Raw genomic sequence first — 13,590 nt, 5'->3', positions numbered from 1 at the left:
GGCAACCCGATGGACCCCGTGAGACCGCATCAGACACAGCAAGCCCGGCCGATGCAAGAGGCGCTGGCGGCGCTGGAGCAGGCTTTTGCCTATTATCGCCCGGAACCGCAGCCGGCGGGGGAGGAGACGGACGCCGCAGGTTGGCTCATCGAGTATTACCGGGCGGCTTGAGGGGTATCCGGTTGAGGCCGGGGCCGCCGCGGCGTAGACAAGGGCCATGCCTGTTCTGCTGCTTCTCCTGCTGGCCGGTGTGGTCGCCTATTTCCTGTGGCGCCGCCATAGCACCAGCCTGACACGCAACTGCCGCTGGCGGCAGGCGAAGGCGCAGGGGCAGTGGCGCTGCAGTTACTGCGGCGCAGTGGAACCGGGCGGGGCTGCGCCCCGCATCTGCCGGAATCCGCAGGGCGGGTCCTGACGGGGCTCTCCCGCGCCCGCAGGTCCCCCGGCTGCGCCGGCGCGCCTTCCGTGCGGCCTTGGGCATGGCACCGCGCCAAGGCGCGGTGCCATGCCCAACCGCGAGGGGGCTTTGAAAAAGACGCCGGAGCGGGCGGGAGCACGTCCGCAGCGGGCGCGCCGCGGACAAGCTGCAGAAACCACTTGAAAGTTATGGCGCCTTGCACGATACGGGCGCGCAAGACGCCAACGCACGCGCCTCTGGCGAAAGGGGTCGCACCCCTACGGTTACGTAGCGACGGTAACGTCTCTGACAGAACTGAGCGGTCATATATGGCCGGGTCTTTTGGAGATGACCATGAACGCACACGTAGCCGGGCTGACCTCCCGGGATTGCGAAACCGTATCCCGCACGCTGGGCTTCATCGCCGCAAACCGGTTTGAGCGGCCCACCCTGGTGGTGGATGCCGATGCCGTCGCCGCCAAGTACCAGGCGCTGGCCCGCGGGCTGGGCCGGGCGCGCATCCATTATGCGGTGAAGGCCAATCCGGCGCCGGGCATCCTGCAGCGGCTGGTGCAGGAGGGCTCGCATTTCGACGCCGCCAGCCGGGCGGAGATAGAGATGTGCCTGGCGGCCGGGGCGGCGCCGCATCAGATCACCTTCGGCAATACCATCAAGCGGCCTGCGGACATCGCCTTTGCCCATGGCGCCGGCATCACCCATTTCGCCGCGGACGAGCGGGAAGAGCTGGACAAGCTGGCAGAGCACGCCCCGGGCGCCAGGGTCTGCCTGCGGCTGATCGTCGAGGCCAGCGAGGCCGACTGGCCGCTCAGCCGCAAGTTCGGCTGCACGCCGGAAAAGGCGCTGAAGCTGATGGGCTGTGCCCGTGACCGCGGCCTGCGGGTGGACGGTCTTTCCTTCCACGTCGGCTCGCAGACCCGCGAGCCGCGGATGTGGGCGGGCACGCTGGAGCAGGTGGCGCAGGTCTGGCGCCAGGCCGCGGCGGCCGGGTATGAGCTGTCGCTGCTCAATATCGGCGGCGGCTTCCCGGCCTCTTACGGCACGGACATGATGCCCGCCGAAGACTATGCCCGCGACGTGATGGCGCTGGTCGATACGCATTTTTCCGATGTGCCGGCCGTGATGGCCGAACCGGGTCGCGGGCTGGTGGCCGAAGCCGGTGCAATTGCCGCCGAGGTGCTGCTGGTGTCGCGCAAGCACGATGAGGATCTGCACCGCTGGGTTTACCTGGATATCGGCATGTTCTCGGGCCTTGCCGAGACCATGGACGAGGCGATCCGCTACCGGATCACCACGGACCGCGATCACGAGGCAACCGGTCCCTGCATCCTGGCCGGCCCCTCCTGCGACAGCGCCGATGTGCTTTATGAACGCAAGCCCTACCAGCTGCCTCTGGGGCTGAAGGGCGGCGACCGGGTGGTGATCCATTCCTGCGGCGCCTATACCTCGACCTATGCCTCGGTCGGCTTCAACGGTTTCCCGCCGCTGGACGTGCTGGTGATCTGACCGGTGAGATCTTGCGCAGGCTGCGGCAGGGCTTGCAAGCCTGCGGCGATGCGGTCTTGATGGGGCAAACAGACAGGAAGGTTTGCGCCATGACTGAACCCCTTGCCGCGCCCGCTGATGCGGAACAGCGCCGGGCCATCAAGCCGGTGGTCTGCTATCCCAACGACACCCTGCCGGTGCCGGATCTGCGGCTGTACCAAGCCGCCCGGCAAGGGGCGGAAAAAACCGGCGAGGTTCTGGTGCAGCCCCGCGATGCGGCCTGTTTCGAGGTGCCTGCCGGGCATTTTTTCCGCATCACTTCGGTGGAGGGGCCGCAGGTCGGCGATTTGAACCTGTGGAACCGCAACGACCTCAGCGAGCGGTTCTACTCCGGCAAGACCCGCGCCCTGCACGGCACCCATATCTCCACCGGCGAGCGGATGTGGAGCAGCTTTCCGCATCTGCGGCCGATGGCGACCATCGTGGCGGACACGCTGGGCTGGTACGGGATCGATGCCTACGGCGGCTCGGTGCATGACGTGATCGGCACCCGCTGCGATCCCTACACCGGCAACCTGCTGGCGGGCAGCCAGTACCACCATTGCTGCCATTCCAACCTGACCCGGGCGCTGGCCGATCATATCGGCGTCTCCCTGGCTGACGCGGAGGTGCATGTGCATGATGTGCTCAATGTCTTCATGTGCACCGGTTTCACCCGCGAAACGGGGCAGTACTTCATGAAAGCGAGCCCGGTGCGGCCCGGCGACCATCTGGAGTTCTTTGCCGAGATCGGTCTGCTGGGAGCGCTCAGCGCCTGCCCGGGCGGGGATTGCTCGTCGGAGCATTCCAGCGATGCTGCGGCCTGCTATCCGCTGCTGGTCGAGATATTCGCCCCGGCCGGGGCGGCGCTGGAAGGCTGGCAGAGCCCTCAGCCCAATGGCTATGACCGCAGCCACGGGCGCGGCTGAGCCGGGCACGCGCTGCGCTGCAATTCCCAGCCGGATGGCAAATTCGGCAGGCAATCGGTAAATTGAATGGCGCGCCATTCGTTGAGTTCCCGGAGAAAGCCAATAACCCGGCTTTTTTCCGGCGATTGAAAGCGCAGCCGGCAGGGAAACTGCCTGCATAAATGCTGTTCCAAGAGGACCGTCAGGTTTGCCCGGCAGGATAAAAAAGGGACAGCGGGAAGCCGCTGCCCCTGGCAATTAAAATAATTACGTTGCGTCAGGAAAACGCAGCTTCGAGCGCGATTTCCACCATATCGCCAAAACTGCGCTCGCGCTGATCGGACGGCAGGGCTTCACCGGTGCCCAGGTGGTCGGAGACCGTCAGCACCGCCAGCGCCCGGCAGCCGTGACGGGCTGCCAGCGTGTAAAGCTCTGCCGCTTCCATTTCCACGCCAAGAATGCCGTGGCGCACCATCTGCTCGTTCAGATCGGGGCGTTCGTCATAGAACACATCCGAGGAGTAGATGCCGCCGACATGCGTTGCCGCATCGCGTTTGGCCGCGGCCCGGGCGGCCGCCTGCAGCAGGCCCCAATCGGCGCAGGGCGCGAAGTTCAGCTCTCTGAAAATACCGCTGGAGGGGCTGTTCACGGTGCTTGCGGTCATCGCCAGGATCACATCGCGCAGCTTCACCCGGTCCTGCATGCCGCCGCAGGAGCCGATGCGGATCAGTGTTTTGACGCCGAAGTCGCGGATCAGCTCGTTGGCATAGATCGACAGTGAAGGCATGCCCATGCCGCTGCCCTGAATGGTCACCCGGTGCCCGTTCCAGGTGCCGGTGTAACCCAGCATCCCGCGCACCTCGTTGACCAGCCGGGCCTGTTCCAGAAAGGTCTCGGCGGCCCATTTCGCCCGGTAGGGGTCGCCGGGCATCAGAACGGTGTCCGCAATGCTGCCCGGTGCGGCGCCAATGTGAATGGTCATGGCTTTGCTCCGGCCAGATCAGATTTCCAGATCGGAAATGTCCATGCCTGCGGTCAGCGCGGCGTGCACCCAATGCGGTTTGCGGCCGCGGCCTGTCCAGGTCTCCTCGGGGTTGTTCGGGTTGCGGTATTTCGGGGCGGCTTTGGCTTTCTTGGCACCCTGGCGCGACACGCTGGCGATTTCCTCCAAAGAGAATCCGTATTTGGCGGCGGCTTCTTCGGCCGCTTTCAGGGCTTCCTGCCGCTCGCGCAGTTCTGCAGTGCGCAGCGCTTCGTCAACATCGCTTTGCAGCTGCAGAAGTTCTTTTCTTGTCATTGCCGAAAGATCGAAGGTCATTCTGAACTCCATATAAAAATGACATGCCGGAAATACCGGTATGTTATTCCTTATGGACTGAATGCCAGACGCGATTCAGCAACTTTTTTAGGGGTTTGCAGAAAATTGCTGAGAGTAAGTCAATTTGCTGCAATTTGCGGTAGCTTTGCCAAGTCGACTATGTCGCTCATAATTGAATTGAGCTCGAAATCCTTGGGGGTGTAGACGCGGGCAACACCCATGGATTTCAGTCTTTCCGCGTCGTCATCCGGGATAATGCCGCCGACAATCACCGGAACATGGCCCAGGCCGGCCTCCTGCATGCGGGTCATCATCTCCTCCACCAGGGGCAGGTGGCTGCCCGACAGGATCGACAGGCCAACCACATGGGCACTGTCCTTCAGGGCCGCCTCCACCAGCTCGGCCGGGGTCATGCGGATACCGTCATAGGTGATGTCCATGCCGCAGTCGCGGGCGCGGAAGGCGATCTGCTCGGCGCCGTTGGAATGGCCATCGAGGCCCGGCTTGCCGACCACGAACTTGATCCGCCGTCCCAGCACGTCGCTGACCGCATTGACGGCCTCGCGCAGATCGTCCAGCCCCTCGGTCTTGTTCGACACCGAGGCCGACACGCCGGTGGGGCCGCGGTAGGTGCCGTAGACCTTGCGCATCTCCTCGGCCCATTCGCCGGTGGTGACGCCCGCCTTGGCGGCGGCAATCGACGGCTCCATGATGTTGGCGCCGCTTTGCGCCGCGGCCCGCAGGGCGGCCAGCGCGGTTTCGACCGCCGAGCTGTCGCGTTCGCCGCGCCAGGTGTTGAGACGGCTGATCTGCTCCTGCTCCACCGCCGGGTCGACCACCATGATGCCGCCGTCCTCGGTTTGCAGCGGCGACGGTTCGCCCTCGGTCCATTTGTTGACGCCGACCACCACGGTTTCGTTGCGCTCGATCCGGTTCAGGCGCTCGGCGTTGGAATCGACCAGCCGCCCCTTCATGTATTCGATCGAGGCCACGGCGCCGCCCATCGATTCCAGGTTGGCCAGCTCTGCGCGCGCACCTTCCTTCAGCTCCTCGACCTTGGCATCGACCGCCGGGTTGCCGTCGAACAGGTCGCCGTATTCCAAGAGGTCGGTCTCATAGGCCAGGATCTGCTGCATCCGCATCGACCACTGCTGGTCCCAGGGGCGGGGCAGGCCGAGCGCCTCATTCCAGGCGGGCAGCTGCACGGCGCGGGCGCGGGCCTTTTTCGACAGGGTCACTGCCAGCATCTCGATCAGGATGCGGTAGACGTTGTTTTCCGGCTGCTGCTCGGTCAGGCCCAGCGAGTTCACCTGCACGCCATAGCGGAAGCGGCGGAATTTCGGGTCGCCCACGCCATAGCGTTTCTCGCAGATCTCGTCCCACAGATCGACAAAGGCGCGCATCTTGCACATCTCGGTGACAAACCGGATGCCCGCATTCACGAAGAAGGAGATGCGGCCGACCATCGCCGGGAAATCCTCGGGCGCGATGCGCGGCTTCAGCTCGTCCAGCACCGCCTGCGCGGTGGCCAGCGCAAAGGCCAGCTCCTGCTCCGGCGTCGCGCCGGCCTCCTGCAGGTGGTAGGAGCAGACGTTCATCGGGTTCCACTTGGGCACGTTGGTGTAGCAGTATTCCGCCACGTCGGCGATCATCTTGAGGCTGGGCTTGGGCGGGCAGACATAGGTGCCGCGGGAGAGGTACTCCTTGATCAGGTCGTTCTGCACGGTGCCCTGCAGCTTGGACACATCCGCACCCTGTTCCTCGGCCACCGCAATATAGAGCGACAGCAGCCAGGGCGCCGTGGCGTTGATCGTCATCGAGGTGTTCATCTGCTCCAGCGGGATCTGGTCGAACAGCGCCCGCATGTCGCCCAGGTGGCAGACCGGCACCCCGACCTTGCCCACTTCGCCGCGCGCCAGCACATGGTCGCTGTCGTACCCGGTCTGGGTCGGCAGGTCGAAGGCGACCGACAGCCCGGTCTGCCCCTTGGCCAGGTTGGCACGGTACAGCGTGTTGGACGCCGATGCCGTGGAATGGCCGGCATAGGTGCGGATCAGCCAGGGGCGGTCTTTTTGCATCTGCGGCATGGGTGGGCCTCGCGAGTCGGTGTGTAAGCAATTTTATTTCGTCAGGGTGATGTAAACTGCAATTTTCAACCCATGTCAATTCGCTGCGTTGCGGCAATTCCGCTGCCGGTGCGGGAAACCCCTCCGGCTTGGTGCTTGTAAAGGCAGTGGGCATCGGCAACTGTTTCCGCATGACGCAAACCGTGGAACTGCCGCTGTGGCTCTTTGTGCTGATCGTGGGATTTGCCGCGGTGACCTTTGCGTCGCATTTCCTGTTTCCCTCGGTGCGCTGGTTTTTCCGGCGGCGGCTGGAGCGGGCAGTGGCGCGGCTCAACCAGCGGCTGGAGCGCCCCATCGAGCCGTTCAAGCTGACCCGGCGCTATGACATGATCCAGCGGCTGATCCACGATCCGCAGGTGGCCCAGGCCGCTGTGGATCACGCCCGGGCCGAGGGCATTCCGGAAAACGTGGCCTTTGAGCAGGTGCGCCGCTATGCCCGCGAGATCGTGCCCGGGTTTTCCGCCTTTGCCTATTTCGGCCTGGCGATCCGGGCGGCGCGGTTCCTGTCCAATGCGGTCTACCGGGTGCGGCTGGGGCATCAGGACGAGACCGCGCTGCGCGCGATCGACCCCAACGCCACCGTGGTTTTTGTGATGAATCACCGCTCCAACATGGATTACGTGCTGGTGACGTATCTGGCAGCGGACCGCTCGGCGCTGTCTTATGCGGTTGGGGAGTGGGCGCGGGTCTGGCCGCTGAGCCGCCTGATCCGGGCGATGGGGGCCTATTTCATCCGCCGCCGCTCGCGCAGCGATCTCTACCGCAGGGTGCTGGCGGCCTATGTGCGGCTGGCCACCCGCGGCGGCTCCACCCAGGCGATGTTCCCCGAAGGCGGGCTGAGCCTGGATGGCGCCCTTGCCGCGCCCAAGCTGGGCCTGCTGAAATACATCGTCGAGGGCTATGATCCGGAGGGCCGCGATGTGGTGTTTGTGCCGGTGGCATTGAATTACGACCGGGTGCTGGAGGACCGTATCCTGACGTCGGCGGCCCGTGCCGGCGAACGGCGGTTCCGCGCCCGCATCGGCCTGGTGGCGCTGCGGCTGCTGCGTCTGCTGTGGCTGTGGATGACCGGGCGCTATCACCGCTCCGGCTATGCCGGGGTCAATTTCGGCCGCCCGCTGAGCCTGGCCGGATTCGGCGCCGGACGGCAGGGCGACATCACCAAACCGCTGGCGCGCGAGCTGATGCAGCGGATCAGCGGCATTGTCCCGGTGCTGCCGGTGCCGCTGATTGCCGCCATCCTGCTGCGGCATGGCCGACTCAGCCGTGCGGCGATCGAACACCGGCTGGAGGCGCTGATCGCCGCCATGCCGCTGGCCCAAGTCCACATGCCGCGCGGCAATCCGGACTATGCCGCCGAGGCGGGGCTGCGGCAGCTGCTGCGGCGCGGTCTGGTTGCCGAGGCGGACGGCCGGTTCGCCCCGGTTGAAGACCGCCGCGACCTGCTGGCCTTTTATGCCAATTCGATCCGCCACCTGTTGCCGCAGGAGGGCGCGTTGCCGGGCGGGGAGGGTGGTTTTTCTGCATCTGCTAAGGGCAATGCTGCATCTGCAGGGTCATAAAATTACCCAGATGGGGCAAAAGGGGTTGCAATATTACTCTCCCAATCCTATCCCCTAGATAACCGCTGCGATTCTGCACCGCGGCAAAAGGACAGGATACAAAGGAGGCCATCATGGCATTGGATACCCAGACTGACGTCATGTCGTACGAGGCGCCCGAAAAGGATCTCTATGAGCTGGGGGAAATCCCCCCGATGGGCTATGTGCCCAAGAAAATGTATGCATGGGCGATCCGCAAGGAACGCCACGGCGAGCCGAACACCGCGATGGTGCAGGAGGTCGTCGACGTGCCGGAGCTGGACAGCAACGAGGTGCTGGTCCTGGTGATGGCGGCGGGCGTCAACTACAACGGCGTCTGGGCCTCGCTGGGCAAGCCGATCTCGCCCTTTGACGGCCACAAGGCGCCGTATCACATCGCCGGTTCCGATGCCTCGGGCATCGTCTGGGCGGTGGGCGCCAAGGTGACACGCTGGAAGGTCGGCGACGAGGTGGTGATCCACTGCAACCAGGACGACGGCGACGACGAGGAATGCAACGGCGGCGACCCGATGTACTCGCCCAGCCAACGGATCTGGGGCTATGAGACGCCGGACGGCTCCTTTGCCCAGTTCACCAACGTGCAGGCCCAGCAGCTGATGCCGCGCCCCAAGCACCTGACCTGGGAGGAAAGCGCCTGCTACACGCTGACGCTCGCCACCGCTTACCGGATGCTGTTCGGCCATGAGCCGCATGACCTGAAGCCGGGCCAGAACGTGCTGGTCTGGGGGGCTTCGGGCGGCCTGGGGTCTTATGCGATCCAGCTGATCAACACCGCCGGCGCCAACGCCATCGGCGTGATCTCGGACGAGAGCAAGCGCGACTTTGTCATGGGGCTGGGCGCCAAGGGCGTGCTGAACCGCAAGGATTTCAACTGCTGGGGCCAGCTGCCCACGGTGAACACCCCGGAATACGCCGAGTGGTTCAAGGAAGCCCGCAAGTTCGGCAAGGCGATCTGGGACATCACCGGCAAGGGCGTGAACGTCGACATGGTGTTCGAACACCCCGGCGAAAGCACCTTCCCGGTCTCCACCTTCGTGGTCAAGAAGGGCGGCATGGTGGTGATCTGCGCCGGCACCACCGGCTATAACCTCACCTTCGACGTGCGCTACATGTGGATGCACCAGAAGCGCCTGCAGGGCTCGCACTTTGCCCATCTCAAGCAGGCCGCCGCCGCCAACAAGCTGATGGTCGAGCGCCGCCTCGATCCCTGCATGTCCGAGGTCTTCACCTGGAACGACCTGCCGGAAGCGCACATGAAGATGCTGCGCAACGAACATCTGCCCGGCAATATGTCGGTGCTGGTGCAGGCGCCGAAGACCGGCCTGCGCACCCTGCAGGATGTGCTCGACGCCGGCAGCTGACCTGCGGCCCCTTCCCGGGCAGCCAAGTGATCCGGCCCGCGAATCATGCATGTGGTTCGCGGGCTTTCTCCGGCCTGCTGGCCGGGGTCAGAAATTTCAGTAGTTTATGTTCCTCTTCCTCGCTGTTTGCGGGGAGGGCGCCGACGGCAGCCCGACAGTTTTCATTGCTCTTGCGGCACATTTATGGCACGTTTGCGGAACTTTTGCGCTGCCGCGGCCAGGCGGCGTGTTTTAATTGAATGAAACCAAGACGTTCTCATTGACGTCCGGGCGGCAGCCGCTGCAAAAGGGGCAGGAATACCGGCCAGCCTTTGCCAGGTTTCCTGCAGGCGTTATGTCTCGAACTGGACCGGACCTCATAAGAAACGGCACGCAGTTTTATGGCAAACAAAGCAGACCTCGACCGCATTCTGGAGGTGCTCGACGCCACCAAGACACTTGATGGTCTTCAGCATATCATCGAGCAGGTCTGCGGCGCGTTCGGCGTCGACCATGCCATGTACCATTGGGTCGACAGCGCCGGCGACCATTACTATTTCGGCACGTATCCGCAGGTCTGGGTCGAGCGTTACCAGCAAATGGCCTATGTCCGTGTCGATCCGGTCGTGGCCGGCTGCTACCAGCGCTTTCACCCGGTGGACTGGAAGCGTCTCGACTGGTCGCCGAAACCGGCCCGGGAATTCCTCAAGGACGCTTTGGAGCACGGCGTGGGCAACCAGGGCTACTCGATCCCGATCCGGGGGCCGAACGGACAGTTTGCGGTGTTCACAGTCAGCCATAACTGCGACGACGAGACCTGGGAAAAATTCACCGGAAAACACAGCCGGGACATGATCCTGATGGCGCATTACTTCAACCGCAAGGCGCTTGAATTCGAGCCCAGCCGCAGTCCGGATCAGGCCCAGCCGCTGTCGCCGCGCGAGGTGGACGCGCTGACATTGCTGGCGATCGGCTACAGCCGTGCGCAGGTTGCAAAAACCCTGACGATCTCGGAACACACGCTGCGGGTCTATATTGAAAGCGCCCGGTTCAAGCTAGGGGCGATCAATACCACCCACGCGATTGCCCGCGCCATGTCGCTTGGTTTGATTGTGGTTTGACGCTTGGTTGAAAAAGTTACCGTAAACACACTCTGAGATTGCGGGCTGTGGCCGTACTCTGTCCCCACTTTTCTACCATAAGGGGACAAAACCATGCTTCGTTACATCTATGGCCACAATCTTCGCCACCATGCAGATCTCGCACAGTCAATGTTCCGCGACCGGGCGGATCAGTTCAAGACCCGGCTGGGCTGGGAGGTGCACGTGGACCGCAACGGCGAAGAACGCGACCAGTATGACGCCCTGGATCCGCTATATGTGATCTGGGAAATGCCCGACGGCAGCCACGGCGGCTCAATGCGGTTCCTGCCGACCACGGGGCCGGTAATGGTCAACGACGTTTTCCTGGACCTGGCTGGCGGCGTGCCGATCAGCAGCCCGCTGATCTGGGAATGCACCCGGTTCTGCCTGTCGCGCGATGCCAACGGCAGTGTGGCAGGCGCGCTGACCCTCGGCGGGGTCGAAATCATGCGCAACTTTTCCGTGCAGCATTTTGCCGGCGTGTTCGACCGGCGCATGGTGCGGATCTACCGAAGTCTCGGCTTCAGCCCGGAGATCGTCGGAACCCAGGGCGAGGGCCGTGAACGGATCTGCCTCGGCCTGTGGGAATATTCTCCGGAAACCTATTTGAATGTGGCTGCCAAGGCCGGCATCGCACCCGAGTTGTCGCAGCTTTGGTTCGAACGCTCCTTCGGCAGCTCTGGTGCAGCGGCACCCATGGCACTCACCGCCTGACAAGGCGCATTCCGGGGCCGGATCCTCTGGCGGACCCGGCCCCGCGGCTGTAGGGTCGCGCCATGACAGCTCTGCCCGTACAGTTCTCCGATGACCAGGCCGCCGCGTTCGACAGCGTGACCGACCTCCTGCGCCAGGCAGGGGTGGATCTTGATGACGGGCTGCTGCAGCCGCCCCGCGGCGACGCCGGGGTGATGGCGGTGATCGGCAAGGCGGGCTCCGGCAAGACGCTTTTGCTGGCCGAGCTTTACAAGGCGCTGGAACAGGCGGGCGTCGAGGTTGTCTCCGGCGATTATGAAAGCCGCAAGAAGGGCGACCGCCGCACCCTGGCGATCCTGGCGCCGACCAATAAGGCCGCCAGCGTGCTGCGCCTGCGCGGGGTGCCTGCCACCACCATCCACCGCATTCTTTATACGCCGGTCTATGACCCGGAGTACGAGCGCATCGCCGAATGGCTGGCCGGGCAGGGGGAAAAGCCCGAGATCGAAGGGCTGACCGAGGAGGCGCTGGCCCGCGCCGCCGCCTTTTATGAAAAGAACAAGTCGATCCCCGGCGCCCTGGCCGCGGCGGGCCTGCGCGGCTCCGACTTCATCACCGGCTGGAAACGGCGCGAGGAACCGCTGGACATCGGCTTTGTTGATGAAGCCTCGATGCTGGACGACCGCCAGTTCGAGGATCTGAAGGAAATCTTCCCCAACCTGGTGCTGTTCGGCGATCCGGCTCAGCTGGCACCGGTCAACCAGTCGGGCTCGATGGTGTTTGATGCCTTGCCGGAGCCGCACCGTCTGATCCTGAACCGCATCCACCGCCAGGAAGCCGGCAACCCGATCCTTGATCTGGCCCATGCGCTGGCAGACCCGCAGCTGGGGTTCGAGGACTTCGAACGGATGATCGAGGACACCGCGCGGCGCGATGACCGTGTGGTCTGGGGCCAGCGGGTGGAGGTCGACCTGATGGCGCGCTCCCCGGTTCTGGTCTGGCGCAACAACACCCGCATCCGGCTGATCAATGCGTTCCGCCGCGTCCATGGCGCGCCGGAGGATGAGCTGATCGCCGGCGAGCCGCTGATCTGCGACGGCATCGAACTGCCGCTGAAGCACCGCAAGAAGCGGCTGGACCTGGAGGCGCGCGGGCTGATCAAGGGCGCCCAGGTGGTCTTTCTCGGCTCCGGCCGCAAACCCGGCTTCTCCCGCCTGCATGTGATGGGGGCGGAAGACCCGCAGGTCTCCGCCGCCTCGATCGTCAAGATCGAGAAACCGGATGAGGAGGAGCCCTTCATCCCCTACGCCGCCCGCATGGGCGCCACCTTCCTGCACGGCGCGGCGGTGACCATCCACAAGGCGCAAGGCAGCCAATGGGACACCACCCAGGTGTTTGCTCCGGACATCTATGCCGCCGCCCGCATGGGCCGGGTCGAGGCGGGCCAGCCCTTGTGGAAGCGGCTCGCCTATGTCGCCATCACCCGCGCCCAGGAGCGGCTGATCTGGGTGGTCAGGAACCGTCTGGCCAAACCCTCTGGGCCGCTGCAGGTGGATGATCTGAAGGCAGTGCCGGCCGCAGTGCTGGCACTGGAAGCACAGGAGGAGACCCTGGCATGAGCAAATCGATTCTGATCACCGGCGCCAGCTCCGGCATCGGCCGCGCTGTGGCGGAACTCTTTCTGTCCGAAGGCTGGCAGGTCGGCCTGGCGGCCCGCCGCGCCGACCGGCTGGAAGAGCTGGCCGCGGGCCGTGCCAATGCCCATGTGCTGCCCGCGGACGTGACCGATCCGGCTGCGGTGGATCAGGCAGTGAACAGCTTTGCCGCGGCAGCGGGGCGGCTGGATGTGCTGTTCAACAATGCGGGCATCTTCACCCCGCCCGGGCTGATCGACGAACTCCCGCTGGAGGATTGGTTCGCCTCGGTGAACGTGAACCTCACCGGCATGTTCCTGGCCGCCCGGGCCGCCTTCCGGCAGATGCGGCGGCAGGCGCCGCAGGGCGGGCGGATCATCAACAACGGCTCCATCGCCGCGCATGTGCCGCGGCCGCAGTCGGCGCCCTATGCGGCCACCAAGGCGGCCATCACCGGCCTCACCAAAAGCCTGTCGCTGGACGGCCGCCCCTTTGACATCGCCTGCGGCCAGATCGACATCGGCAACACCCGCACGCCGATGGTGGAGGACCTGAGCCGGCGCCACGGCGAAGCCGATCCGGACGGGGAGCCGATGCACACATTCGCGGTGGAGGACGCGGCGAAATCGGTGCTGCACATGGCCGGCCTGCCGCTGGAGGCCAATGTGCAGTTCATGACGGTGATGGCCACCAGAATGCCCTATATCGGCCGCGGCTGACCGCTCCCGCCCGTCGCAGGCGCATCACAGATGCGCCGCTCCCGTTGGGCCGGGCGCTGCGCTGGCGCGCAGCGCGCCTCCGGCGGGAGTATTTTCACAAAGGTGAAACAGGAGGTTTCATCTTTCCCGAAAACTCCGGGGTGAATTGGCCGCGAGGCCAAGAGCGGCAG

General features: G+C 64.7%; 13 protein-coding genes. 10 read left to right on the top strand and 3 right to left on the bottom strand.

Features of this window, described 5'->3' with window-relative positions; translation table 11 throughout:
- Window positions 1-9 precede the first annotated feature (9 nt).
- The 4 genes from OKQ63_RS15475 (at window position 10) to OKQ63_RS15460 (ending at window position 2,868) form a co-directional block, all read left to right on the top strand.
- Window positions 10-171 carry a hypothetical protein gene (locus tag OKQ63_RS15475; protein ID WP_264210936.1) on the top strand — a complete coding sequence of 54 codons (162 nt, stop codon included), beginning with the start codon at window positions 10-12 and terminating at the stop codon, window positions 169-171.
- Window positions 172-217: 46 nt separating this feature from the next.
- Window positions 218-415: a hypothetical protein gene (locus tag OKQ63_RS15470; protein WP_264210935.1), complete on the top strand. Its 198-nt coding sequence runs from the start codon at window positions 218-220 to the stop codon at window positions 413-415.
- A gap of 336 nt (window positions 416-751) precedes the next feature.
- Window positions 752-1,921, top strand: coding sequence for a type III PLP-dependent enzyme (locus OKQ63_RS15465; protein ID WP_434086014.1), 1,170 nt, complete (start codon window positions 752-754; stop codon window positions 1,919-1,921).
- A gap of 89 nt (window positions 1,922-2,010) precedes the next feature.
- Window positions 2,011-2,868 (top strand): urea carboxylase-associated family protein, encoded by an 858-nt coding sequence (locus OKQ63_RS15460; RefSeq protein ID WP_264210933.1) that lies wholly within the window; start codon window positions 2,011-2,013, stop codon window positions 2,866-2,868.
- A gap of 256 nt (window positions 2,869-3,124) precedes the next feature.
- Here the strand turns inward: OKQ63_RS15460 and deoD are convergent, their stop codons facing one another.
- The 3 genes from deoD to OKQ63_RS15445 form a co-directional block, all read right to left on the bottom strand.
- Entirely contained in the window at window positions 3,125-3,829 is a 705-nt protein-coding gene (gene deoD, locus OKQ63_RS15455; protein ID WP_264210932.1) for a purine-nucleoside phosphorylase, read from the bottom strand.
- An 18-nt stretch (window positions 3,830-3,847) separates the two neighbouring features.
- Window positions 3,848-4,165, bottom strand: a complete 318-nt coding sequence (locus OKQ63_RS15450; protein WP_264210931.1) for an H-NS histone family protein — start codon at window positions 4,163-4,165, stop codon at window positions 3,848-3,850.
- 119 nt (window positions 4,166-4,284) lie between these two features.
- Window positions 4,285-6,252, bottom strand: a complete 1,968-nt coding sequence (locus tag OKQ63_RS15445) for a protein meaA (RefSeq protein WP_264210930.1) — start codon at window positions 6,250-6,252, stop codon at window positions 4,285-4,287.
- 170 nt (window positions 6,253-6,422) lie between these two features.
- On the opposite strand from OKQ63_RS15445, the gene OKQ63_RS15440 reads away from it, so the two are divergent.
- The 6 genes from OKQ63_RS15440 (at window position 6,423) to OKQ63_RS15415 (ending at window position 13,420) form a co-directional block, all read left to right on the top strand.
- Window positions 6,423-7,853, top strand: a complete 1,431-nt coding sequence (locus OKQ63_RS15440; RefSeq protein WP_264213939.1) for a 1-acyl-sn-glycerol-3-phosphate acyltransferase — start codon at window positions 6,423-6,425, stop codon at window positions 7,851-7,853.
- Between the two features lie 113 nt (window positions 7,854-7,966).
- Window positions 7,967-9,253: a crotonyl-CoA carboxylase/reductase gene (gene ccrA, locus OKQ63_RS15435; RefSeq protein WP_264210929.1), complete on the top strand. Its 1,287-nt coding sequence runs from the start codon at window positions 7,967-7,969 to the stop codon at window positions 9,251-9,253.
- Between the two features lie 380 nt (window positions 9,254-9,633).
- Entirely contained in the window at window positions 9,634-10,353 is a 720-nt protein-coding gene (locus OKQ63_RS15430) for a helix-turn-helix transcriptional regulator (RefSeq protein WP_264210928.1), read from the top strand.
- A gap of 93 nt (window positions 10,354-10,446) precedes the next feature.
- A complete protein-coding gene (locus OKQ63_RS15425; protein ID WP_264210927.1) occupies window positions 10,447-11,088 on the top strand; it encodes an acyl-homoserine-lactone synthase in 642 nt (213 codons plus the stop codon).
- 62 nt (window positions 11,089-11,150) lie between these two features.
- Window positions 11,151-12,686: an ATP-dependent DNA helicase gene (locus tag OKQ63_RS15420; protein ID WP_264210926.1), complete on the top strand. Its 1,536-nt coding sequence runs from the start codon at window positions 11,151-11,153 to the stop codon at window positions 12,684-12,686.
- Window positions 12,683-13,420: an SDR family oxidoreductase gene (locus tag OKQ63_RS15415; RefSeq protein WP_264210925.1), complete on the top strand. Its 738-nt coding sequence runs from the start codon at window positions 12,683-12,685 to the stop codon at window positions 13,418-13,420. The genes OKQ63_RS15420 and OKQ63_RS15415 overlap by 4 nt, the downstream gene beginning before the upstream one ends.
- Window positions 13,421-13,590 lie beyond the last annotated feature (170 nt).

Source organism: Leisingera thetidis (assembly GCF_025857195.1).
GTDB lineage: Bacteria > Pseudomonadota > Alphaproteobacteria > Rhodobacterales > Rhodobacteraceae > Leisingera > Leisingera thetidis.
Note: the sequence above shows the minus strand (reverse complement) of the source record. Positions and strands in the feature narration are given on the sequence as shown.

Excerpts from the sequence above, each read along its gene's own strand:
- OKQ63_RS15475 (WP_264210936.1), top strand. The coding sequence starts at position 10 with ATGGACCCCGTGAGACCGCATCAGACACAGCAAGCCCGGCCGATGCAA.
- OKQ63_RS15440 (WP_264213939.1), top strand. The coding sequence starts at position 6,423 with ATGACGCAAACCGTGGAACTGCCGCTGTGGCTCTTTGTGCTGATCGTG.
- deoD (WP_264210932.1), bottom strand. The coding sequence starts at position 3,829 with ATGACCATTCACATTGGCGCCGCACCGGGCAGCATTGCGGACACCGTT.
- OKQ63_RS15445 (WP_264210930.1), bottom strand. The coding sequence starts at position 6,252 with ATGCCGCAGATGCAAAAAGACCGCCCCTGGCTGATCCGCACCTATGCC.
- OKQ63_RS15425 (WP_264210927.1), top strand. The coding sequence starts at position 10,447 with ATGCTTCGTTACATCTATGGCCACAATCTTCGCCACCATGCAGATCTC.
- OKQ63_RS15420 (WP_264210926.1), top strand. The coding sequence starts at position 11,151 with ATGACAGCTCTGCCCGTACAGTTCTCCGATGACCAGGCCGCCGCGTTC.
- OKQ63_RS15430 (WP_264210928.1), top strand. The coding sequence starts at position 9,634 with ATGGCAAACAAAGCAGACCTCGACCGCATTCTGGAGGTGCTCGACGCC.
- ccrA (WP_264210929.1), top strand. The coding sequence starts at position 7,967 with ATGGCATTGGATACCCAGACTGACGTCATGTCGTACGAGGCGCCCGAA.
- OKQ63_RS15460 (WP_264210933.1), top strand. The coding sequence starts at position 2,011 with ATGACTGAACCCCTTGCCGCGCCCGCTGATGCGGAACAGCGCCGGGCC.
- OKQ63_RS15415 (WP_264210925.1), top strand. The coding sequence starts at position 12,683 with ATGAGCAAATCGATTCTGATCACCGGCGCCAGCTCCGGCATCGGCCGC.
- OKQ63_RS15470 (WP_264210935.1), top strand. The coding sequence starts at position 218 with ATGCCTGTTCTGCTGCTTCTCCTGCTGGCCGGTGTGGTCGCCTATTTC.
- OKQ63_RS15450 (WP_264210931.1), bottom strand. The coding sequence starts at position 4,165 with ATGACCTTCGATCTTTCGGCAATGACAAGAAAAGAACTTCTGCAGCTG.
- OKQ63_RS15465 (WP_434086014.1), top strand. The coding sequence starts at position 752 with ATGAACGCACACGTAGCCGGGCTGACCTCCCGGGATTGCGAAACCGTA.